Origin of the sequence: Streptomyces sp. FXJ1.172, from assembly GCF_001636945.3 — a bacterium.
Classification (GTDB): Bacteria; Actinomycetota; Actinomycetes; order Streptomycetales; family Streptomycetaceae; genus Streptomyces.
The window spans coordinates 70,496-90,759 of sequence record NZ_CP119135.2 but is presented as its reverse complement, the minus strand read 5'-3'; the positions used below and the strand labels follow the sequence as shown (position 1 = coordinate 90,759).

The following is a 20,264-nucleotide window of genomic DNA, read 5'->3' as shown; positions in this document are numbered from 1 at the left end:
TGGGCTCAGCGGCCCGCGGCCTTGCGGAGGGCGTCCGCGCGGTCGGTGCGCTCCCAGGTGAAGTCGGGCAGCTCGCGGCCGAAGTGGCCGTAGGCCGCCGTCTGGGCGTAGACCGGGCGGAGCAGGTCGAGGTCGCGGATGATCGCGGCCGGGCGCAGGTCGAAGACCTCGGTGATGGCGTGCTCGATCTTCTCGGTGTCGACCTTGTGGGTGCCGAAGGTCTCCACGAAGAGGCCGACGGGCTCGGCCTTGCCGATCGCGTAGGCGACCTGGACCTCGCAGCGCGAGGCCAGGCCCGCGGCGACCACGTTCTTGGCGACCCAGCGCATCGCGTACGCGGCCGAGCGGTCCACCTTGGACGGGTCCTTGCCGGAGAAGGCGCCGCCGCCGTGCCGGGCCATGCCGCCGTAGGTGTCGATGATGATCTTGCGGCCGGTCAGGCCGGCGTCGCCCATCGGGCCGCCGATCTCGAAGCGGCCGGTCGGGTTGACCAGCAGCCGGTAGCCCTCGGTCTCCAGCTTGATGCCGTCCTCGGCGAGCCGGTTCAGGACGTGTGCGACGACCTCCTCGCGGATGTCCGGGGTGAGCAGCGACTCCAGGTCGATGTCGGAGGCGTGCTGGGTGGAGACCACGACCGTGTCCAGCCGCACGGGCTGGTCGCCGTCGTACTCGATGGTGACCTGTGTCTTGCCGTCGGGGCGCAGGTAGGGGATGGTGCCGTCCTTGCGGACCTCGGTGAGGCGGCGGGAGAGCCGGTGGGCCAGCTCGATGGGCAGCGGCATCAGGTTCGGCGTCTCGTCGCTCGCGTAGCCGAACATCAGGCCCTGGTCGCCCGCGCCCTGCCGGTCCAGGAGATCGTCCTGCTCGCCCTCGACCCGCGACTCGTACGCCGTGTCCACGCCCTGTGCGATGTCCGGGGACTGGGCGCCGATGGACACCGAGACACCGCACGAGGCGCCGTCGAAGCCCTTGGCGGAGGAGTCGTAGCCGATCTCGAGGATGGCGTCGCGCACCAGTTGGGCGATCGGGGCGTAGGCCTGCGTGGTCACCTCGCCGGCGATGTGCACCTGCCCCGTCGTGATCAGGGTCTCCACCGCGACGCGCGAGGACGGGTCGTCGCGCAGCAGCGCATCGAGAATGGTGTCACTGATCCGGTCGGCAATCTTGTCGGGATGTCCCTCGGTCACGGACTCCGAGGTGAACAGACGGCGGGACATGTCACTCCAGATGGTTGCGGGCCCACGGCACGTACGGCGTCAGCGGCCCGAGCGGGGGAACTCGGGCCGCTGACGCCCACGATGCAGAACGGCGGACGAGGGAGTCTCGAACAGCGACGGAACAGGAGTGGACCGGTCGCACGCCTCCGGCACGTCACACCCCCGGTCCGGTGGCGTCCAGGAGGACCTGGGCCAGCGCGCCGAACCGTTCCCGCTCGTCCGCACAGGCGCCGGCGAGCACGACCCTGGGCGGACGGCCGCCGTCCGCCGCGATCCGCCGGGCCAGGTCGCACGCGAGGACTCCGGCGCCGGAGAACCCGGCGAACAGCAGGGACCGGGCGGTACGGAGCGTCGCGAGGGCCGACCGGGCCCGGTCCGGGTCGGCGCCTGCGGTGAGCAGCAGGAGCTGCTGCGGTCCCGGATAGCTGCTGGCGAGCAGGTCGTAGCAGGTCTCGGGGGCGCCCGGCGGCGGGATCAGGCAAATCGTGCCCGCCCGCTCCCGGCGTGCCGCCCGCAGCGTCACCAGAGGGGTGTCCCGGCCGGTGTCTCCCAGGCCTGGTACGGCGCTCTCCTCCAACAGTTCCAGCGCCTCCCCCACGGTGGTGGCCTCGCCCGCCGACAGCGGCAGCGAGCGCAGCAACAGGGCGCACTGCGCGAGCAGTTCGGCCGCCGCTTCCTCGTCCAGCAGCGCCCGGTCGTGCACCCCGGTCAGCACCAGGCCGCCCGCGCTGTCGTGGTGGGCAAGCAGCCCGATGGGCAGCACCGAGCGGGCCGGCAGGGTGTCGGGCAGCTCGGCGTGGATGCCGTGAGCGGCGAGCTGCGCCTCCAGGCCGTCCAGCGGATGCGGAGGGTCCTCGAAGACGATGACGGTGCCGGGGTCCGCGCCGCTGCGCCAGGCCCGGATCCAGTCGGCCGGCACCCATTCGTAGGCAGCCATGTCCAGGGCGCGGTCACGCAGCTGGCGCAGCAGCCGCGGCACGGTGCCCGCCGGGTCCACCTCGACGGTCATCGGCAGCGGGTTGCGCAGCGGGCCCGGCATCCGGTCCGCGCCGTCGAGCGCGATACCGCGTCCCGACACGGTCACCGCGAAGCAGACCGGGGCCGGTCCGGTGGCGCCGGACGCCCAGTAGATCAGGATGGCCCACACGGTCTGGAGCACGCTGCTCTCGGCGGTGCCCCAGGTGCCCGCCCAGTGCGCGAGCCGGGTGGTCTCGACGGGGTCCAGGCGCAGCCGGGCCCGGCCGACACCGGTCAGTCCGGCCCGTGCGGCGGACCGCACCGGCCAGGAGGCCGCGCCGACGGGTGGTGCGCTCGCCGCCCAGAACCCGCGGGCGGGCTCCGGGTCCTGGGCGGCCACCCAGGCCGTGTAGTCGCGCAGGTCGGGCCGGCGCTCGCCCCCGGGCAGGGTGCCGCCCGCGAGATATGCGCGGTAGAACTCGCGCAGCAGCAGGTGCGCGCTCCAGGTGTCCAGCAGTGCCCGGTGATAGGTGACCAGGATCCGGGTGGGCGCGACGGGGTCCGCAGACCGGGTCCGCTCCGTCTCCAGCAGGGTGAACCGCAGCGCACCGGGGCGGCGCAGGTCGAAGCCGCGCAGCCGGTCGCCCTCGAGGAAGGCGGACCAGTCGCCGTCGGGGAACGCCCGGCGGGTGATCTCGGGTACGACCCGTTCGTGCACCACGAGCAGCGGTTCGGGGCCGTCGGTGAACGCGGTGCGCAGCACGGTCTCGCAGTCGAAGACCGACTGCCAGGACCGGGTGAAGCGGCGCACGTCGAGCGGGCCGCGCCAGACCCAGACGAGCTGCTCGACATGGCGTCCGGTGCCGGGCCGCGCGTCGCCGCCCGTGTACAGCACCGACTGCTGGGGGGTGGCCCTCAAGAAGGCACGCGGGATCGGAGCCGCGGGCGCGGCGGCCAGCTCCTCCAGCACCTCCCGCAGCAGGCACGCCAGTTCGCCCGCGGAGGCGTCGGTGACGCCGTGCGCAGGGTCGCGCGGCCAGTCGAGCCCGACGCGCAGCCTGCCGCTGCGGATCTCCGCCCGTACCTCGACGGGGTGGGCGCCACGGTGCATGGGCCGGGCGGAGTCGGGCAGCGGCCCGCCGGCGTCGTCGACGGCCAGGCAGACCCGCGCGGGTGCCAGCTCGCGCAGGGTACGGCGCACCTGCGGATCGGGGCTCCACTCACGGCACGCCCCGAACCCCGCTCCGCCCCCGGCCAGCCCGGCGCAGGCGGCCAGCGCGCCTGCCAGTTCGGTCAGCTGTCCGACGGGTCCGGCGCCCGCGCCGAGGGCGAACTGGACCGGGTACGGCTCGGCCAGCCGCCCCGCCAGACGCCGCAGCCCCGGCCGGTCGCCGCGCGGATCGCTGCGTACGTCGAAGCCGACCTCGTCGGTTCCCTGCCAGCGGGCGAGGGCCAGTGCGAACGCGCCGGTCAGCACCTGCCCGGCGGTCAGCGCGAGCCGCCCGGCGAGGCCCTGGGCGATCCGCTCGGTGGCGTCCTCGCCCAGGGTGAAGCCGGTGTGCCGGGCCCCGCCCGGCGGCTCTTCGGCCGCGTATTCCGTCTCGTCCGCGCGTTCCACGAACCCGGTGTCCGGGGTGCCCGCCGGTACGACGGCGGGCCCGTCATCCGCCCCCGTCACCCGGACGTTCGTCCGGCTGTCGCCGTCGGCCGGCCGAAGGGCCCGCTGCGGCGGACGCAGCACCGCGCGGGCCGCGCGGGCCCGGCGCTCGGCGACCAGGCTCCAGTGCTGGGCCTCGGCCACGTCACTGGCCAGTGCGCGCAGTTCGGTGACCCACTCGGCCAGGCCGTCAGGCTCGGGCCGCGGCGCGGTGCCGCCGGTCGCCGCGGCGAGGGCGGCGGTCAGGTCGTCGAGCAGGATGCGCCAGGACGCGGCATCCACGGCCGGTTCGAGAGCGACCACGGCGATCCGGTCGGCCCGCGCTCCGTCCGTACGGCGGTCCCTGGCGAGCAGCACGCGCAGCTGGTCGCCGGCGTACGCGTCGAGGGTCCGGCCGGCCGCGTCCACCAGTGCGGCGAATCCGGCCTCGTCGGTGAACTCCCCTTCCACCACCCGCTCTTGGCGGCTGCGGGCCGCGTCGTGAGCCCGCGCCGTGTGCCAGCCGTCCCCGCCCGCGAGCCGGGACCGCAGCTGAGGGTGGACGGCCACGACGGCATCCAGCGCCGCACGCAGTGCGCCCGCGTCCGGGCTCGCGCCCGCGCCGGTCGCAGCCGCCGCGTCGAGCACCATCGCCTCGTACCGCCGCTCCCCCTCCCGCGCGAGAGCCGCGCGCTGGGCCGGGGTCAGCGGACGGTCGGCCGGTGGGGGCGGTGCGGTGAGGTGGTCGGCGACGCGGCCCGCGACGAATGCGACGGGCGCCCCCTGCGGCGCGGAGAACCGCAGGGTGTGGTGGTCCGGGCCGTGCCGCAGCAGCCGGTGCCGCCAGCCGGGCCGGTCCGGGTCGCCGCCGGCGGTCAGCTCCTCCAGCAGCCGTTCCAGCGCGGCCTCGTCGAGCGGTCCGCGCAGCTCGAGGTCCCACGGCACCGGGTGCGGAGAGGGGCCGGGGGCGACGATCACGGAGACCGGGGCCTGCGGGACGCGGTGGGACGTCATGATGCCCCGGGGGCGCCCGCGGCCGCCCGGACCGAGCCGTACTGCCTCTCCCCCATCGCAGCCTCCTGGCCTGCCCATGTCCACAACGGTCGAGATGAGCACGCTAGTGGCAGTCGCGCCCGAAGTCCGTTTTCCCGAGCAGGTGTGCAGCGGGGTCCGAGCGGGTCCCGAGGTCTGCGGCGCCGGGACCGTTCACCCGTAACTCCTGTGTCTTCCACAGCAGTTGTCGACCGCGCGTCACAGCATGCGGACGGCGCTCTCCGCGTGCCGCCGGACCTGGGTGAGCAGGGCCAGGCTGTCGCGGCCGAGCACCCCGCGCACATACCGGCGGGCGTCGGCGAGATCCGCGCGCGGGCCCAGCACCGCGGCGATGTCCTCCTCGCGCAGCACGACGGTCTGCTTCGAGGTGACGGTCGCGCCCCGCTCATCGGGGACCACGGACCACTCGCCGGTGTGTGCCGCCAGCAGCGGGAGGGTCCGCGTCTGCTTGTAGACGATCCGGCCCGCGTGGGGGAAGCAGATCCGCACCGCCTCAGTGGTGTGCGCGCCGCTCTCGGTGAGCCGGTCCAGGGTCATACGCTGCACTCCGGGCGATTCCTCGGCGAGCGCGACCCGGGCGATGCCCGGCACCGCTTCGGGCCAGCTCCCGGCCCGGTACAGGACGTCGTAGGCCAGCTCGGCCGGGCCGTGCACGTGGATCGAGTCCTCGAAGGTGAGCACCAGGTCGTCCAGGCGCGTCCACCGCTCGGCGAAGCTCTTCAGCTGCATGAGCTGCGTGCGGATGTCCAGGCCGGCCATCTGCTCCAGCCATGCCGCGTCGGGCGGGCCGTCGGTGCCGAAGCGCAGTTCCAGCTGGGTCTCGCGCGGGCCCTCGGCCCGGATGGTGAGCACGCCGCCCACCGAGTTGTGCGAGGACGCGGGCGCGTCCTGGCGGAACTCCATACGGCGCTCCACCGGGTCCAGGTGCCGCCACGAGGTCCACGACTTCACCTGGCCGTTCATGAGGGACCACATCCGCACGCGCTCCCGCCCGCCGTCGGACTCCAGGCACTCCACATGGACGCTTCCGGAGCAGTACAGGGGCAGTTTCCCCCCATCGGCGAGTACGGCGTAGACCACGCCCGCGGGCGCGGACACGTGCACGTGATGCGTCGCCCTGTCGACACGCTCACCAGACATCTGAACACCTCTCTGTGCACATTGCGCCGCCCAGGCCGCTGACACGGGCGGGACGGCGGAATGAGAAGACCGGGTCCGGTGGCTCCGGAACACGGGGATCAGCCGACGGGCGCGGGCTCCGCGGCGATCCGTCGGGCAACGCGGCAGGCCCGGCCCAGAAGCCGGGGCAGTTCCCGGCCGCCGCGTACGAAGAAGTGGCGCCCGGGGACGGTGCGCGAGCGGACCGGCCCGGCGGTCCACCGGTCCCAGCCGGCCACCGTCGAGCCCGGGGCGAGCCGGTTGGCCTGCGAGTCGACGACCAGCACCGGGGTGGTGAGCAGGCCGGCCGGGGAAGGCCTCGCGGCGGCCGCGTGCAGGTCCTGGGCCAGCTCCAGGTCGGCGCGGAGCACCGGCAGCATGGACCTGAGCCAGATTCCCTCGTCGCTGCCGGCCGGTACGGCGCCCTTGCCGCTGAGGACGTGCAGCAGTTCGGCGTCGGTGGCCCCGCGAGGGTCCGCCAGCCCGGCGGGCAGGTGCGGCGCCAGCCAGGCGCCGACGGCGAGGAGGGCCGGACCGGGCAGGGCGGCCTCGTGCAGGGCCCGCGCCACAGTGAGCGCGACCATCGCTCCGAGGCCGTGCCCGTACAGCACGTACGGGCCGGGGTGCGGCTCGGCGAACAGCGGCAGTACGTCGGCGAGCAGCGCCTCGCGCGTGCTCACCCGGGGTTCGGCGAGGCGCTGGGCGCTGCCCGGCAGAGGGACCGGGACGGGCTCCACACCGGCTCCAACGCGCGCCGCCCAGTCGTCGAAGACGGAGACGCCTTCAGCGGAGTGCGCGAAACAGTACAGCCGCACAGGCTGGTCGTCCGACATGGCTCCTCCTTTACGTCCGCCCGGTCACACGGGTGGATTTCGAGAATCGCCACAAAGCCTCGAGCGCCGCTCAAGAACGAGCCGAGGGCACGTATTTCAGGACACGGTCCGGCAGCCGCGCCCCAAAAGAGCGCGGGACCGTGTCGCCCTACGGCTACGCCGCATAGCGGTCGAATGTCGAGCCCCGCCGCGGCCCCGCCGTCACGTCGAGTTCCGGGTCGACGGCGAGCATGGCCTGATGCAGACGCTGCAGCTGCGGCGAGGGCTCCACACCCAGCTCCTCGATCAGTCCCTCGCGCAGCTTGCGGTACACGTTCAGCGCGGAGGCCTGCCGGCCGGAGCGGTACAGGGCCACCATGGCCTGCGCGTGCAGCCCCTCGTGCTGGGGGTGGCGGGCGATCAGGTCGGTGAGTTCGGCTATGAGTTCGGCGTGCCGGCCGAGCCGCAGATCCGCGTCGATCCGCCGTTCTATGGTCACCAGCCGGGACTCCTCCAGTCGCGTGGCCTCGATCTCCAGCACCGGACCGAGCCGTACGTCCACCAGCGCGGGCCCCTGCCACAGCGCGAGCGCCTGCCTGAAGCAGCGGGCGGCCCGTTCGTCGTCGCCCTCCTCGAAGGCCTCCTGGCCCTCGGAGACGAGCCGCTCATAGGTGTGCACGTCCACGGACTCCGGCGGTATCTGGAGCAGATAGCCACCGTGCCGAGTGGCCAGAACGTTCTTTACCGCACCCGGCGCGTCGGGCCCCATCGCGGTGCCGAGGCAGCGGCGCAACTGCATGATGTACGTCTGCAGCGTGGTCATCGCGCTCTGGGGCAGCTCCGTTCCCCAGATCTCCTCCATCAGCGTCGATACCGGCACGACGCGGCTCGGATACAGCGCGAGCAAGGCGAGAACCTGTCGGGGCTTCCCCGCGGTCGGGACGATCGAGTCCCCGTTCACGGCGGCACACAGCGGACCCAAAACCTGAATCTCCATGGTTCCCTCCGTTCGTCGTCGGGCACTCCCGATGGCGGAAAGTCGTCGGCGAGCTTGCACGCTAGCCGCACGAACACCGGAGGCATCGGTTCCTTCAGTGGCATTTGAGCAATCCTCAAAGAACGGAACACGGCAGGTGTTCCGCGAAGAAGGCGGAAGAAAGCGCCGGGAAACGCGGCTGGAAATACGCGCCGACGATTCGGGCACCCCGGCAACCGCCTGCCGGCGGACGCCCGGCACCCGGCACCCGGGGTCAGACGCCCGGGGTCAGACGCTCGGCATCAGGCGGTCGCCGTCGCCGTCCGACCTGCCGTCGAGCGGGTCGTCGGGTCCGGCCGCGAGGATCTGACGCTGGATCCGCCGCAGATCGACCGACGGCTCCAGTCCCAGTTCGCGTACGAGCGTGGCCCGCAGGAGCTGATAGGTCTCCAGCGCCTCGCTGCGCCGGCCGGAGCGGTGCAGGGCAAGCATGTACTGGCCGCGCAGGGTCTCATGGGTCGGGTAGCGGCCGACGAGGACGGTCAGTTCGGCGAGCAGGTCGCGATGCCGGCCGAGCCGCAGCTCCGCCTCGATGCGCCGGTCGAGGGCGCACAGCCGGGCCTCCTCGAGCCTCCTGGTCTCCGTGCGCAGCTGCTCTCCTGCCTGCACGTCGGCGAAGGCGGGCCCGGTCCACAGCCCGAGGGCCTGGCGCAGCTGCCGCGCCGCGCTCCGGAAGTCCCCGGCGTCCATGGCCTCGTACCCAAGGGCCGTCAGCCGCTCGAACTCCCTCACGTCGCTGGTGCCGCCGCCGCTGCGCAGGACATAGCCGCCCTGCACGGTGACCAGGACGTCCTTGGCCGTGCGCGGCGCCCCGGCGTCCTGCACCGGGCCCTTGGGATCCCGCTCCAGGGCTTCGGCGATGAGTTCACGCAGCTGGAGCACATAGGTCTGCAGGGTGGTCCGGGCGCTGCGCGGGGGCGTGCTGCCCCACAGTTCCTCGCTGAGTGCCGCCACGGAGACCACATGGTCGGCCTGGAGCGCGAGCAGGGCGAGGACCTGGCGCGGCTTCGGCGCGGTGGGCGTCACGCGGACACCATTCTCCCTGACGTCCAAGGCGCCCAGCACCTCGATGTTCACGGGGTCTCCCCTGTCTCATGCCCGAGCTGCCTCAGACCGACCAAAACCAAACCGCACAGCCCGTATTTATCTTATCCGGAGCCAGAAATACCATAGGCTCAGCAGAGCGGCAACCATCCCCGGCTGTACCGGAGTTCAAGCGAAACGCAAGGCGTTCTGGACGGCACCTCAAGCGCGGGCGGCCACACCCCCGCGGGCACCGCCGAGCAGCGCACGGACCCGGCGCCCGCTACCGCTGCTCGGGCCGCGTCAGCCGCGACTGCGCCCGCGGGGGTACGACCGCCCGCGCCCGCGAGCCCGAGGGCACCGGGGCACCCAGGTCCGGACGGTCGGTCAGCAGCGGCAGCAGCAGGTCCCAGATGCGGGTGACGCTCTGCCGGGAGAGCCAGGAGGCGTCCTCGCCGCCGAGCACCTCCAGGCCCACGCTCACCGCGACGACGACCCGGGCGGCGTCCTTCCAGGACACCCCCTCGGCGAGCGCACCGGCGCGTTCGGCCCGGCGGAGGCTGTCCTCCACCCAGCGCTGCCACTCCTGGCGCAGCGGGGAGGCCGCACGGCGTGCGATGTCACCGGCGAGTTCGAAGCCGGCGCGCACCACGACGTCCTCGGCCAGGGCGCCGACCAGCGCGTGCATGGCGTCCACCACCGCCTGCAGGGGGTCGTTCTCGTGCCGGGCCTGTGCCGCCTCGGTGATCCGCCGCACGGTCTCGACGGCCTCCGCCTCGACCGCCTCGGCGAGCATGCCCTTGTTGGCGAAGTGGAAGTGCAGCGCCCCGTTGCTGACACCGGCGCGTGCACTGATGACACCCAGCGACGCGGGGACGAAGCCCGCCTCTGCGAACACCTCGGCCGCCGCATGGATCAGCGAACGCCGCGTGCGGGCGGCTCGCTCCTGCTTGACCATGTGCTGCCTCCTGGACACCGGGACGTCGAGAGCCGGCAAGGACACCGACATCTCAGGCCCCTTGCAACGCACACCTATATCGCGAGGGTGACGTGCCCACGGATCCGCGGTTCCGCAGGCACGGCTGCGCAGGAGCCGCCTCCCAGCCTAACAAACCGCGTAGGCGGTTTCATATATCCGGGGTCGAATATATGCAGGATGGAAGGGGGCTGGCCAATGACTGAGGGGCCGCACGTGGGCGGCCCCTCAGTGCTTCACAACGCCGTTCCGTACGGCGCTACTTGACGGGTTCGGGCTCCGGTGCGTTCTCGGTCTCGGGCTCGCCGGCGGGGTCGACGGGGGTCCTGACGGAGTCGAGGAGGAGCTGGGCGACGTCGACGACCTGGATGGATTCCTTGGCCGTTCCCTCGTTCTTCTTGCCGTTGACGGAGTCGGTGAGCATGACGAGGCAGAACGGGCAGGCCGTCGACACGATGTCGGGGTTCAACGACAGGGCTTCATCGACGCGTTCGTTGTTGATGCGCTTGCCGATGCGCTCTTCCATCCACATGCGGGCGCCGCCGGCGCCGCAGCAGAAGCCGCGTTCCTTGTGGCGGTGCATCTCCTCGTTCCTGAGGCCCGGGACCTTGCCGATGATCTCGCGCGGGGGCGTGTAGATCTTGTTGTGGCGGCCCAGGTAGCAGGGGTCGTGGTAGGTGATGATGCCCTCGACCGGGGTGACGGGGACGAGTTTGCCCTCGTCGACCAGGTGCTGGAGCAGCTGGGTGTGGTGGATGACCTCGTAGTCGCCGCCGAGCTGGGGGTATTCGTTGCCGAGGGTGTTGAGGCAGTGCGGGCAGGTGGCGACGATCTTCTTGGCGGACTTCGGCTTCTTCGACTCGGCGGTGGCCTTGCCCTCGTCGTCCAGCTCCTCGCCGAAGGCGGTGTTGAGGGCCATGACGTTCTCCATGCCGAGTTCCTGGAAGAGGGGCTCGTTGCCCAGGCGGCGGGCGGAGTCGCCGGTGCACTTCTCGTCGCCGCCCATGATGGCGAACTTCACGCCGGCGATGTGCAGGAGTTCGGCGAAGGCCTTGGTGGTCTTCTTCGCGCGGTCCTCCAGGGCGCCGGCGCAGCCGACCCAGTACAGGTACTCGACCTCGGTGAGGTCCTCGATGTCCTTGCCGACGACCGGGACCTCGAAGTCGACCTCCTTGGTCCACTCCAGGCGCTGCTTCTTGGCCAGGCCCCAGGGGTTGCCCTTCTTCTCCAGGTTCTTGAGCATCGTGCCCGCCTCGGAGGGGAACGCGGACTCGATCATGACCTGGTAGCGGCGCATGTCGACGATGTGGTCGACGTGCTCGATGTCGACGGGGCACTGCTCGACGCAGGCGCCGCAGGTGGTGCAGGACCACAGCACGTCCGGGTCGATGACACCGTTCTCCTCGGCGGTGCCGATCAGCGGCCGCTCGGCCTCGGCCAGCGCGGCGGCGGGGACGCCGGCCAGCTGCTCCTCGGAGGCCTTCTCCTCGCCTTCCGCGGTCTTGCCGCCGCCGGCCAGCAGGTAGGGCGCCTTGGCGTGCGCGTTGTCCCGCAGGGACATGATCAGCAGCTTCGGGGACAGCGGCTTGCCGGTGTTCCAGGCGGGGCACTGGGACTGGCAGCGGCCGCACTCGGTGCAGGTGGAGAAGTCCAGCAGGCCCTTCCAGGAGAACTGCTCGACCTGGGAGACGCCGAAGACGTCGTCCTCGCCCGGGTCCTCGAAGTTGATCGGCTTGCCGCCCGAGGTCATCGGCTGCAGCGCGCCCAGCGAGGTCTCACCGGTCGCGTTGCGCTTGAACCAGATGTTCGGGAACGCCAGGAAGCGGTGCCAGGCCACGCCCATGTCGGTCTTCAGCGAGACCACGATCATCCAGATGAAGGAGGTCGCGATCTTCAGACCCGCGAAGAAGTAGACGAGGTTGTCCAGGGTGGAGCGGTCCATCCCCCGGAACCAGGCGACCAGCGGGTAGGAGAGAAAGACCGACGCCTCGTAGTGGTCGACGTGGTGCAGGGCGCCCTCGAGGGCGTGCAGCACCATGATGCAGACGCCGACGACGAGGATGACGGTCTCGATGAAGTACGCCTGGCCCTTGTTGGAGCCTGCGAAGCGGGACTTGCGGCCCGGCCTGTTCGACTTGCTCAGCTGGCGGATCACGACCAGGACCGCGATGCCGAGGACCGTCATCGTGCCGATGAACTCGACGTAGACGTTGTACGGCGTCCAGTCACCGACGATGGGCAGCACCCAGTCCGGATGGAAGAGCTGGCCGGTGGCATTGACGAGCGTCTGGAGCAGTGTGTAGAAGCCCACCGCCACGAACCAGTGCGCCACCCCGATGACGCCCCAGCGGTTCATACGGGTGTGGGCGACGAACTCCCTGACCAGCGTCACCGTACGGGAGTACGGGTTGTTGGTCCGCAGGCCCTTGGGGACAGGTTGGCCGAGCCGTATGAAGTGGAAGATCTGCAGGAGGGCTCGGAAGAACAGCGCGAAGCCGACCGCCATCAGGGTCAGCGACACGATGATCGCGGCGAGTTGCATGAGTGGGCTCCTCGGAACCGGCGAAAGTCAGTTACTAAGCGGTAACTTAACCATTTCGTCTGAGGTTACCCACTTATCGCGCCGCACAGCAGCCACTGGCACGGTGATCTGCGCCGCTGTGGCAAGGCCCGTCCCTCACACGGCAGTTCAGGCGTACCGGGCGGTGCCGCCCACGCGGGCGGGGGCGAGCGGAGCCGTGGCGGACGGCTGCGGCTCCGCCGCCAGCGGGCTCTCCGGCGCGGCCACCAGTATCGACTGCTGGAGCCGGCGCAGTCGCGCCGAGGGCTCCAGGCCCAGGTCCCGCACGAGGGTGCCGCGCAGCCGGTGGTAGACCTCCAGGGCCTCGCCGCGCCGGCCGGAGCGGTGCAGCGCCAGCATGAACTGGGCGTGCAGGTTCTCGTGCGTACGGTAACGGCTGGTCAGGACGGTCAGCTCGGCGAGCAGTTCGCGGTGCCGGCCGAGCCTGAGGTCGGCCTCGATCCGCTGGTCGAGGGCGCACAGCCGGCTCTCCTCCAGCCGCTTGGCCTCCATTTCCAGCCGCGCACCGGTCTGCACGTCGGCGAAGGCCGGGCCGGTCCACAGGTCGAGCGCCTCACGCAGCAGCCGGGAGGCCTCCTTGAAGTCCCCGGCGTCGATGGCGCGGTAGCCCGTGCCCGCGAGCCGCTCGAACTCGCGGACGTCGCTGGTTCCGCCGCCGGAGACGAGCATGTACCCGCCGGGCGCGGTGACCAGGACCTCCTTGGCGGTGCGCCGCGGGGCCGACTCGGGCCCGGCGGACGTCTCCTGCTCCAGCGCCAGGGTGATGAGGTCGCGCAGCTGCAGGACGTAGGTCTGCAGCGTGGTGCGCGCACTGCGCGGCGGACGGCCGGCCCACAGCTCGTCGGTCAGAGCGAAGACCGGCACCACCTGGTCGGCGTGCAGCGCCAGGAGAGCGAGCACCTGCCGGGGCTTCGGCGCAGTAGGAGCGATGGACACCCCGTTCTCCCTGACGTCCAAAATGCCCAGTACGTCGATCTGCATGCCGCTGCCCCCTAGGTGAGTGTGCTGTCATACCGGCACCCATCGAGTACAAAACAGGCCGGACGGTTTGTCAATACCAAACCAGGTGCGCTGTTTTGATGCATCGTGCACCGGGACAGACAGGATCTCACCGAGTAGGCCTTGACGTGCGACTTTGCCCGACTCGGCGCCATCGCCCCGCAAGACGTACGTACAGATGACCGTCGAACTGACAGGGAATCAACCGCGCCAAACGGGCCATCATGCAGGAACTTCAGGCAACCTCGGGCCGGGATAACAAACCATTCGTGCGGTTGTCTTCGCCCTGCGGCCCGGGGGGCGCCCGCTCACTGCGGGGGGTTGCCGTGCTTGCGGGAGGGCAGGTCGGCGTGCTTGCTGTGCAGCATCGCCAGGGACCGGACGAGCACCTCGCGGGTCTCGGCGGGGTCGATGACGTCGTCCACGAGGCCGCGCTCGGCCGCGTAGTACGGGTGCATCAGCTCGGCCTTGTACTCCTTGACCATCTTCTGCCGCATGGCCTCGGGGTCCGCGGCCTCGGCGATCTGGCGGCGGAAGATGACGTTGGCGGCGCCCTCGGCGCCCATCACGGCGATCTCGTTGGTCGGCCACGCGTAGGTCAGGTCGGCGCCGATGGACTGACTGTCCATCACGATGTAGGCGCCGCCGTAGGCCTTGCGCAGGATCAGCGAGATACGCGGCACGGTCGCGTTGCAGTAGGCGTAGAGCAGCTTGGCGCCGTGCCGGATGATGCCGCCGTGCTCCTGGTCGACACCGGGCAGGAAGCCGGGGACGTCCAGGAAGGTGACGATCGGGATGTTGAAGGCGTCGCACATCTGCACGAAGCGTGCGGCCTTCTCGCTGGCCTCGATGTCCAGCACACCGGCCAGGGTCTGCGGCTGGTTGGCGACGATGCCCACGGTCCTGCCGTCCAGGCGGGCCAGGGCGCAGATGATGTTGCGCGCCCAGCGCTCGTGGACCTCGAGGTACTCGCCGTCGTCGACGATCTCCTCGATCACCCTGGCCATGTCGTAGGGCCGGTTGCCGTCCGCCGGCACATGGCTGAGCAGCACGTCACTGCGCCGGTCGACGGGGTCGCCACTGCGCACCCGGGGCGCGGCCTCCCGGTTGTTCTGCGGCAGGAGCGAGAGGAGGTAGCGGACCTCGGCGAGGCAGGTCTCCTCGTCGTCGTAGGCGAAGTGGCACACGCCGGACGTCTCGGCGTGCACGTCCGCGCCGCCCAGGCCGTTCTGGGTGATCTCCTCGCCCGTCACCGCCTTGACCACGTCCGGACCGGTGATGAACATCTGGGACGTCTCACGGACCATGAACACGAAGTCGGTCAGGGCGGGACTGTAGGCCGCACCGCCCGCGCACGGGCCGAGCATCACCGAGATCTGCGGGATGACACCCGACGCCCTGGTGTTGCGCTGGAAGATGCCGCCGTACCCGGCCAGCGCGCTGACACCCTCCTGGATACGGGCACCGGCACCGTCGTTCAGCGACACCAGCGGCGCACCCGCCGCGATCGCCATGTCCATGATCTTGTGGATCTTCGTCGCGTGGGCCTCGCCCAGCGCACCGCCGAAGATCCGGAAGTCATGCGCGTACACGAAGACCGTACGGCCCTCCACCGTGCCCCAACCGGTGATCACACCGTCGGTGTACGGCTTCTTCGCCTCCAGCCCGAACCCCTGCGCGCGATGCCGGCGCAGCTGCTCGACCTCCTGGAAGGACCCTGGGTCCAGGAGCAGCTCGATCCGCTCCCGGGCCGTCAGCTTCCCCTTGGCGTGCTGCGCCGCGGTCGCCTTCTCGCTGGGACCGGCCGTCGCCTGGGCCCGTATCGCGTGGAGTTCAGCCACATGACCACGTATGTCGGCCGGCGCTGTCCCGGCCGGCGCAGGGGCAGTCGTCATCGCCATCTCTGGTCCCTTCCTGGGACAAGACCGAGGAGATCCCGCCCCGGTTCCATCGAGAACATTTAAAACCGCATATGCGGTTAGGTTTCCTTACGGTGGAGGATGCCTGGGGCGGCGGTCGACTCACCGCCAACTGTCGGGCGAGGCATAGCCGTTCGGCCGCTTCCACCAGCTCCAGCCCGCCGGCTCCGGCTGCTCGGACGCCTCCTGGCCGCAGGCCCGCAGAGCGAGCAGCACCACAGCGATGGCGGCCAGCTCCTCCTCATCGGCATGCCCGCGTTCCACGCGTAGCACGGTTTGTACGCTCTCCATCCGGCGATTCCCCCCTCACGGCCCTGTCATCGTTGATCAGGGCACTCGAGAAGCGCTGAGGAACAGCTCGAGGCCTCATCCGGCCAGCGACACACGGGGAGTTTGGATTCGGACGACGATTCCCGCACAAGGGCTACAGTCGGTCGCGGCATCGTCCGAGGTCCCACCGGCCGAAGCCGCCGGCGGCTGCCACGGGGCGGGTCCCGGAAAACCGGGCCGTAGCCCGATCTGGAACGACCACCTCCAGAAATCGTGAGGGCGGAAGGCTTCGTACCGCTGGAAAGTAAACCGGGTGGTATGTATCTTCACAGGCCTGGAAGCACCAACAGATACACGCCAACGACGCTCAGGGGGAACAGGCATGTCTGTGAGCACGTTCCGTGTCGAGTCCGCCATAGCCTCCATCCGGTGCGCGGAGAGCGACCTCGGGAGCCTGCAGGGGATCGTCGAGCCTCGTTACACGTCTCTGACCACCACAGTCCCGAAGGAATTCGTGCATCGCGCCAGCATCGCCGAGGTGATGCTCACCGACTGGGACCGGGTGGACGAACAGCACTTCACGGTAAGCGCACAGTGGCCTCGGCTGCACAGCTTTTTCGCCACTCTCGACGGCTACCACGACCCGCTCCTGGTAGCCGAAACGATCCGGCAGGCGGGACTCCTCGTGGCGCACACGGAGTTCGGTGTCCCGCTCGGCCACCAGTTCCTGATGTGGGACCTCTCGGTCGACCTCGAGGCCGAACAGCTCCGCATCGGCGCCGAACCGGCCGCCGTCGCCATCGAGATCGCCTGCTCGGACATCAAGCGCCGCGGCAAGAACCTCGCAGGGCTTCACTTCGACGCCGTGATCCACCGTGACGGACGGCCGGCCGGAACCGCGGCCGCCACCTTCACCTGCGCCTCGCCCGCCGTCTACGAGCGCCTGCGGGCCCCGCGGATCGGCGACACCGGTGCGGCGGCGATCCCGCTGACGAGCCCGGTGGCCCCCCAGGACGTCGGCCGTCTGTCTCCCACGAGCGTGGTCCTGTCCCCCGTGCCGGCCCGCGACTCCTGGCAGCTGCGGGTGGACACCCGGCACCCCGTGCTCTTCGACCACCCCGTCGACCATGTGCCGGGCATGGTGCTGCTGGAGGCGGCCCGCCAGGCGACCATCGCGTTCCTGGGACGCGACTGCCTGCCGGTGGCCGTCACCAGCGAGTTCACCCGCTACGCGGAACTCAGCGCCCCGTGCCTGATCGAGGCCTGCGCCCTCCCCCCGTGCCCGCGGGGCAGGGAACGCGTCCTTGTGACGGGCCGTCAGGACGGTGCGGTCGTCTTCACCTCCACCGTGGCCGTGGCACCGGCGACCGTGTGAGCGGTGCGGTGCCCCGACCGGGGCGCCGCATCGGCGTGCGCAGAAACCGGCCGCGCCCGAGGAGAACTCCGCCCCTGGGTCGCTTCAGTCGCTCCCGCGCCCCGAGGAGCACGGCGGCCTGCGGACAGAGGCCAGCGCCACGGCGGCCGGACGGCCAGGCGTCTTCCGGCGGCGGCAGGAGCAGGCCGGGCACGTGCTGCTTCGCCGGGTCCGGTACGACGGCGCCCCCGGCGCGGACCGGTCGGTCACCGGTCGGTCCGCGCCGGGGGCGCCGTCGTACGGCTCGGGTTCAGGCCGACACCGCCTCCGGCATCGAGGCCGGGACCGCCTCGCGGGTGATGCGGGCGCCCCGGTCCGGGGCCACGTCCAGGCGCATCAGGACCGCGGGTGAGGCGATGGACGGCAGCAGGTGCTTCAGCAGGACCGAGGCCCGGTACTCGACGTCGTGCAGGCCGGTCTCCAACTGGGCATACAGCTGCACCCCGTTGAAGGAGCTGACCACCAACTCGGCGACCTCCCGCGGCACCACGTGCCCCAGGGTCTCGCCCCGCTGGTGGGCCACGGTCAGGATGTCGGTGAGCATGCCGACCCACAGCGGCCAGGCGCTGCCGTAGTGCCGTCGGCCGATGGGGTCCGACGAGAGCCGGGCGCCGGCCCGCAGCAGGGGCTCGTGCACCAGCCGGTGGGCCACCGACATCGCGACGTCGACCAGTTCCTGGAGCTTGATCTCCTGCTCGGGGAGCACCTGGTCCGTCTGGAGTTCCAGGACGCCCTTGGCAAGCGCTTCCTTGGAGTCGAAGTGGAAGTACAGGGCGCCCTTGGTCACCCCGGCGGTCTTGAGGATGTCGGCGACCGTGGCCGACGTGTACCCGTGTTCCGCGAAGACTTCCGCAGCGGCCTCGAGCACTGCACGACGGGTCCTGACCGCACGTTCCTGCTGGGCCACTGGACCTCCCTTTCCTAACACCCGAGCCACGCGAGCCGGAGCCGTACACCGGAGCGCTACAAACAAACCGTCTAGGAGGTACCTTATCTCCATGCCCGGGTAAAGGACAGACCCGAGTTCCCCGGTTGTTTGCCCGCTCCTTGCGTCGGCCTCTCGCACCCGGCCTCTCGGCGGAGTGCATTCGCGCTGGTCAGGTCGGCCAGGCGACATCTACCCGAAGTCCCGGTGTCGTAGACCTGAGCCGGGTTCGGGCACCCGCGGCGGATGCCTGAACCCGGCTCAAAAACCATCCCTCGTGCAGGTTTTGTGGAGTTCCTGCCGTTCTCGTCCTCCCCCGGCCCCCGGTCTGCTCAGGCGCCGGCCCCGACCCGCCCGGCGTGGCCCGCTACCGCGGCCCGGCGGGACCACAGGCGGCCCTCGGCGGCTTCCGCGTCCAGGGTCCGCACCAGCGGCCCGTCGATGTCGTCCAGCGACCGCACCAGGTGCCGTACCCCGGCCCGCTGCATCAACTGCCGCTGGAAGCTGTGCTCGTAGGAGGTCGGGTGCCCGATGAACGCCGCCCCCAGCACCCGCGCCGTCTCGGCCACCCGTGCCACGTCGTCGATGAACAGCGCCTCGTCGCAGCGCAGCCCGAAGACATCCTCGGCGATCTCCCGCACGCCGGGCCGGAAGGCGTCCGTGCACACATAGCCCGGCCCGTCGAAGTACGAGGCGTACGCGCCGAGATGACGGTCGAAGTGGCCGCGGGCGAGCCCGCCGTAGCACACCATCCGCGCGCCGGTCGCACGCAGGCGCTGCAGCAGGGCCCCGGCCCCCTCCAGGACCCGCACCGGGTCGTTCTCCAGGTAGGCGGCGCGCTCCCGGAAGTACTCCTCCACCACCTCCTCGGGCGTGCCCGGTACCCCCAGCGCCGCCGCGGCCCTGAGCTGCGGCTGCGACAGCACCGACCGCTCCAGCTCCGCGGTGTAGACGCCCCCGTTGCGCACCACCATCCGGTGGATGACCGGACTGAAGGTGTCGTTCAGCAATACTCCGTCGATGTTCACCGCGATCAGACGCAGATGCCGCAAGCTCACCGCAGAACCCCCCGGACGTCGAGCCGCCACGAACCATGCACACACGATGTGAAGTGATGCTCCGGATATTAAACCGGATGCGCGGTTTTTACAACAGCGTATGCTCGTCGCGGGGATTGATATGGACGCGCTCATGACATGGTGGGGGAAAGATGGGCATGCTGGCAGGCAGAACGGCTCTGGTCACCGGCGGCGGGCGGGGCATCGGGCGGGCCATCGCCCGCCGGCTCGCGGCGGACGGCGCGCTCGTCGCCGTGCACTACGGCAGCGACGAGTCGTCGGCCCGCGAGACCGTCGCCCGGATCACCGGCGACGGTGGACGCGCCTTCCCGTTGCACGGCCCGCTCGGCGTGCCCGAGGACGTCCGCACGGTGTACGACCGGCTCGACGCCGGCCTGCGCGCCCTGGGCGAGCCCGCCGCGCTGGACATCCTGGTCAACAACGCCGGTTTCAACGTCCGGGGCGGCGTGGCGGAGGTGACCGAACAGGACTTCGACCGGCTCATGGCCGTCCATGCCCGGGCACCGCTGTTCCTTGTACAGGAAGGGCTGCCGCGGCTGCGCGAGGGCGGCCGCATCGTCAACATCAGCTCCGCGGCCACCCGGGTCGCCCTGCCGACCTCGCTCGCCTACTCCATGGCCAAGGCGGCTCTGGAGGGCCTCACCCGCACGCTCGCCAAGGAGTTGGGGCCACGGCAGATCACGGTGAACAGCGTGGCGCCGGGCTTCATCACGACGGACCTGAACCAGCAGCGCTGGGCCACACCCGAGGCCGAGGCCCTGCACGCCTCGTTCTCCGTGTTCGGCAGGATGGGCCGGCCGGCCGACGTGGCGGACATCGTGGCCTTCCTCGCCTCCGCGGACTCCCGCTGGGTGACGGGCCAGTGCATCGACGCCTCCGGCGGCACGGGGCTGTAGCGCCCGCCGCGCCCAGGTGATTACGCCGTAATCACTCCGCCGGCCCGGGCAGCCCGCCGCCCAGGTGATTACGCCGTAATCGGGGGTTGAGGAACATCCGTGTCAGATCGTGCGCTAAGCCTTCGTCGGCCCTGGTGGGTGGCTGACGGGGTGTCGGCTCCGCGATCCGCCTGAAGTCGTCCCGCAGATAACGCCCCATTATCTACCGGAGCTTGGTTCGTCACCTGCGGTGACGTTCTCCGGGCCGTACGTGAAGCGGCCCTGTTATCCGTGGCAAGGGGGAAGCCGTGCCCACGTCGTGCAACTGCCGGCC

Annotated in this window: 15 protein-coding genes; 2 read left to right on the top strand and 13 right to left on the bottom strand. The window is 71.0% G+C overall.

Annotation, left to right across the window (positions count from 1 at the left end; genetic code table 11):
* Positions 1-5: 5 nt before the first annotated feature.
* From metK to A6P39_RS44700, 11 genes are all read right to left on the bottom strand, one after another.
* A complete protein-coding gene (metK, locus tag A6P39_RS44750; RefSeq protein WP_275884575.1) occupies positions 6-1,217 on the bottom strand; it encodes a methionine adenosyltransferase in 1,212 nt (403 codons plus the stop codon).
* A 154-nt stretch (positions 1,218-1,371) separates the two neighbouring features.
* Positions 1,372-4,824, bottom strand: coding sequence for a condensation domain-containing protein (locus tag A6P39_RS44745; RefSeq protein WP_275884574.1), 3,453 nt, complete (start codon positions 4,822-4,824; stop codon positions 1,372-1,374).
* 237 nt (positions 4,825-5,061) lie between these two features.
* Positions 5,062-6,003, bottom strand: a complete 942-nt coding sequence (locus A6P39_RS44740; protein ID WP_275884573.1) for an SRPBCC family protein — start codon at positions 6,001-6,003, stop codon at positions 5,062-5,064.
* Positions 6,004-6,101: 98 nt separating this feature from the next.
* Complete coding sequence (locus A6P39_RS44735; protein ID WP_275884572.1) at positions 6,102-6,854, bottom strand: thioesterase II family protein; 753 nt, start codon at positions 6,852-6,854, stop codon at positions 6,102-6,104.
* Positions 6,855-7,008: 154 nt separating this feature from the next.
* Complete coding sequence (locus A6P39_RS44730; RefSeq protein WP_275884571.1) at positions 7,009-7,830, bottom strand: AfsR/SARP family transcriptional regulator; 822 nt, start codon at positions 7,828-7,830, stop codon at positions 7,009-7,011.
* Positions 7,831-8,097: 267 nt separating this feature from the next.
* The gene (locus A6P39_RS44725; RefSeq protein WP_275884570.1) at positions 8,098-8,946 is read right to left on the bottom strand and encodes an AfsR/SARP family transcriptional regulator; all 849 of its coding nucleotides are present in this window, start codon (positions 8,944-8,946) and stop codon (positions 8,098-8,100) included.
* A gap of 229 nt (positions 8,947-9,175) precedes the next feature.
* Positions 9,176-9,850 (bottom strand): ScbR family autoregulator-binding transcription factor, encoded by a 675-nt coding sequence (locus A6P39_RS44720; protein WP_275884569.1) that lies wholly within the window; start codon positions 9,848-9,850, stop codon positions 9,176-9,178.
* Positions 9,851-10,127: 277 nt separating this feature from the next.
* Positions 10,128-12,410, bottom strand: coding sequence for a (Fe-S)-binding protein (locus A6P39_RS44715; protein WP_275884568.1), 2,283 nt, complete (start codon positions 12,408-12,410; stop codon positions 10,128-10,130).
* A 147-nt stretch (positions 12,411-12,557) separates the two neighbouring features.
* The gene (locus A6P39_RS44710; RefSeq protein ID WP_275884567.1) at positions 12,558-13,430 is read right to left on the bottom strand and encodes an AfsR/SARP family transcriptional regulator; all 873 of its coding nucleotides are present in this window, start codon (positions 13,428-13,430) and stop codon (positions 12,558-12,560) included.
* A 326-nt stretch (positions 13,431-13,756) separates the two neighbouring features.
* Positions 13,757-15,343, bottom strand: a complete 1,587-nt coding sequence (locus tag A6P39_RS44705) for an acyl-CoA carboxylase subunit beta (protein ID WP_275884566.1) — start codon at positions 15,341-15,343, stop codon at positions 13,757-13,759.
* Between the two features lie 126 nt (positions 15,344-15,469).
* Positions 15,470-15,631, bottom strand: a complete 162-nt coding sequence (locus A6P39_RS44700) for an acyl-CoA carboxylase subunit epsilon (protein WP_443053146.1) — start codon at positions 15,629-15,631, stop codon at positions 15,470-15,472.
* Positions 15,632-16,019: 388 nt separating this feature from the next.
* On the opposite strand from A6P39_RS44700, the gene A6P39_RS44695 reads away from it, so the two are divergent.
* On the top strand, positions 16,020-17,012 hold the full coding sequence (locus A6P39_RS44695) for a ScbA/BarX family gamma-butyrolactone biosynthesis protein (protein WP_275884564.1): 993 nt from the start codon (positions 16,020-16,022) through the stop codon (positions 17,010-17,012).
* Between the two features lie 289 nt (positions 17,013-17,301).
* Here A6P39_RS44695 and A6P39_RS44690 read toward each other — a convergent pair whose 3' ends face one another.
* A complete protein-coding gene (locus tag A6P39_RS44690) occupies positions 17,302-17,958 on the bottom strand; it encodes a ScbR family autoregulator-binding transcription factor (RefSeq protein ID WP_275884563.1) in 657 nt (218 codons plus the stop codon).
* A 350-nt stretch (positions 17,959-18,308) separates the two neighbouring features.
* Positions 18,309-19,034: an HAD family hydrolase gene (locus tag A6P39_RS44685; protein ID WP_443053144.1), complete on the bottom strand. Its 726-nt coding sequence runs from the start codon at positions 19,032-19,034 to the stop codon at positions 18,309-18,311.
* A gap of 158 nt (positions 19,035-19,192) precedes the next feature.
* Between A6P39_RS44685 and A6P39_RS44680 the strand changes: the two genes are divergently transcribed.
* On the top strand, positions 19,193-19,951 hold the full coding sequence (locus tag A6P39_RS44680; protein WP_443053143.1) for an SDR family oxidoreductase: 759 nt from the start codon (positions 19,193-19,195) through the stop codon (positions 19,949-19,951).
* Positions 19,952-20,264: the final 313 nt, after the last annotated feature.

What these genes read in the sequence shown, in the direction of transcription:
- A6P39_RS44695 (WP_275884564.1), top strand. Translation starts at nt 16,020, where the DNA reads ATGTCTGTGAGCACGTTCCGTGTCGAGTCCGCCATAGCCTCCATCCGG.
- metK (WP_275884575.1), bottom strand. Translation starts at nt 1,217, where the DNA reads ATGTCCCGCCGTCTGTTCACCTCGGAGTCCGTGACCGAGGGACATCCC.
- A6P39_RS44715 (WP_275884568.1), bottom strand. Translation starts at nt 12,410, where the DNA reads ATGCAACTCGCCGCGATCATCGTGTCGCTGACCCTGATGGCGGTCGGC.
- A6P39_RS44735 (WP_275884572.1), bottom strand. Translation starts at nt 6,854, where the DNA reads ATGTCGGACGACCAGCCTGTGCGGCTGTACTGTTTCGCGCACTCCGCT.
- A6P39_RS44705 (WP_275884566.1), bottom strand. Translation starts at nt 15,343, where the DNA reads ATGACGACTGCCCCTGCGCCGGCCGGGACAGCGCCGGCCGACATACGT.
- A6P39_RS44740 (WP_275884573.1), bottom strand. Translation starts at nt 6,003, where the DNA reads ATGTCTGGTGAGCGTGTCGACAGGGCGACGCATCACGTGCACGTGTCC.
- A6P39_RS44680 (WP_443053143.1), top strand. Translation starts at nt 19,193, where the DNA reads ATGCTGGCAGGCAGAACGGCTCTGGTCACCGGCGGCGGGCGGGGCATC.
- A6P39_RS44720 (WP_275884569.1), bottom strand. Translation starts at nt 9,850, where the DNA reads ATGGTCAAGCAGGAGCGAGCCGCCCGCACGCGGCGTTCGCTGATCCAT.
- A6P39_RS44730 (WP_275884571.1), bottom strand. Translation starts at nt 7,830, where the DNA reads ATGGAGATTCAGGTTTTGGGTCCGCTGTGTGCCGCCGTGAACGGGGAC.
- A6P39_RS44745 (WP_275884574.1), bottom strand. Translation starts at nt 4,824, where the DNA reads ATGACGTCCCACCGCGTCCCGCAGGCCCCGGTCTCCGTGATCGTCGCC.
- A6P39_RS44710 (WP_275884567.1), bottom strand. Translation starts at nt 13,430, where the DNA reads ATGCAGATCGACGTACTGGGCATTTTGGACGTCAGGGAGAACGGGGTG.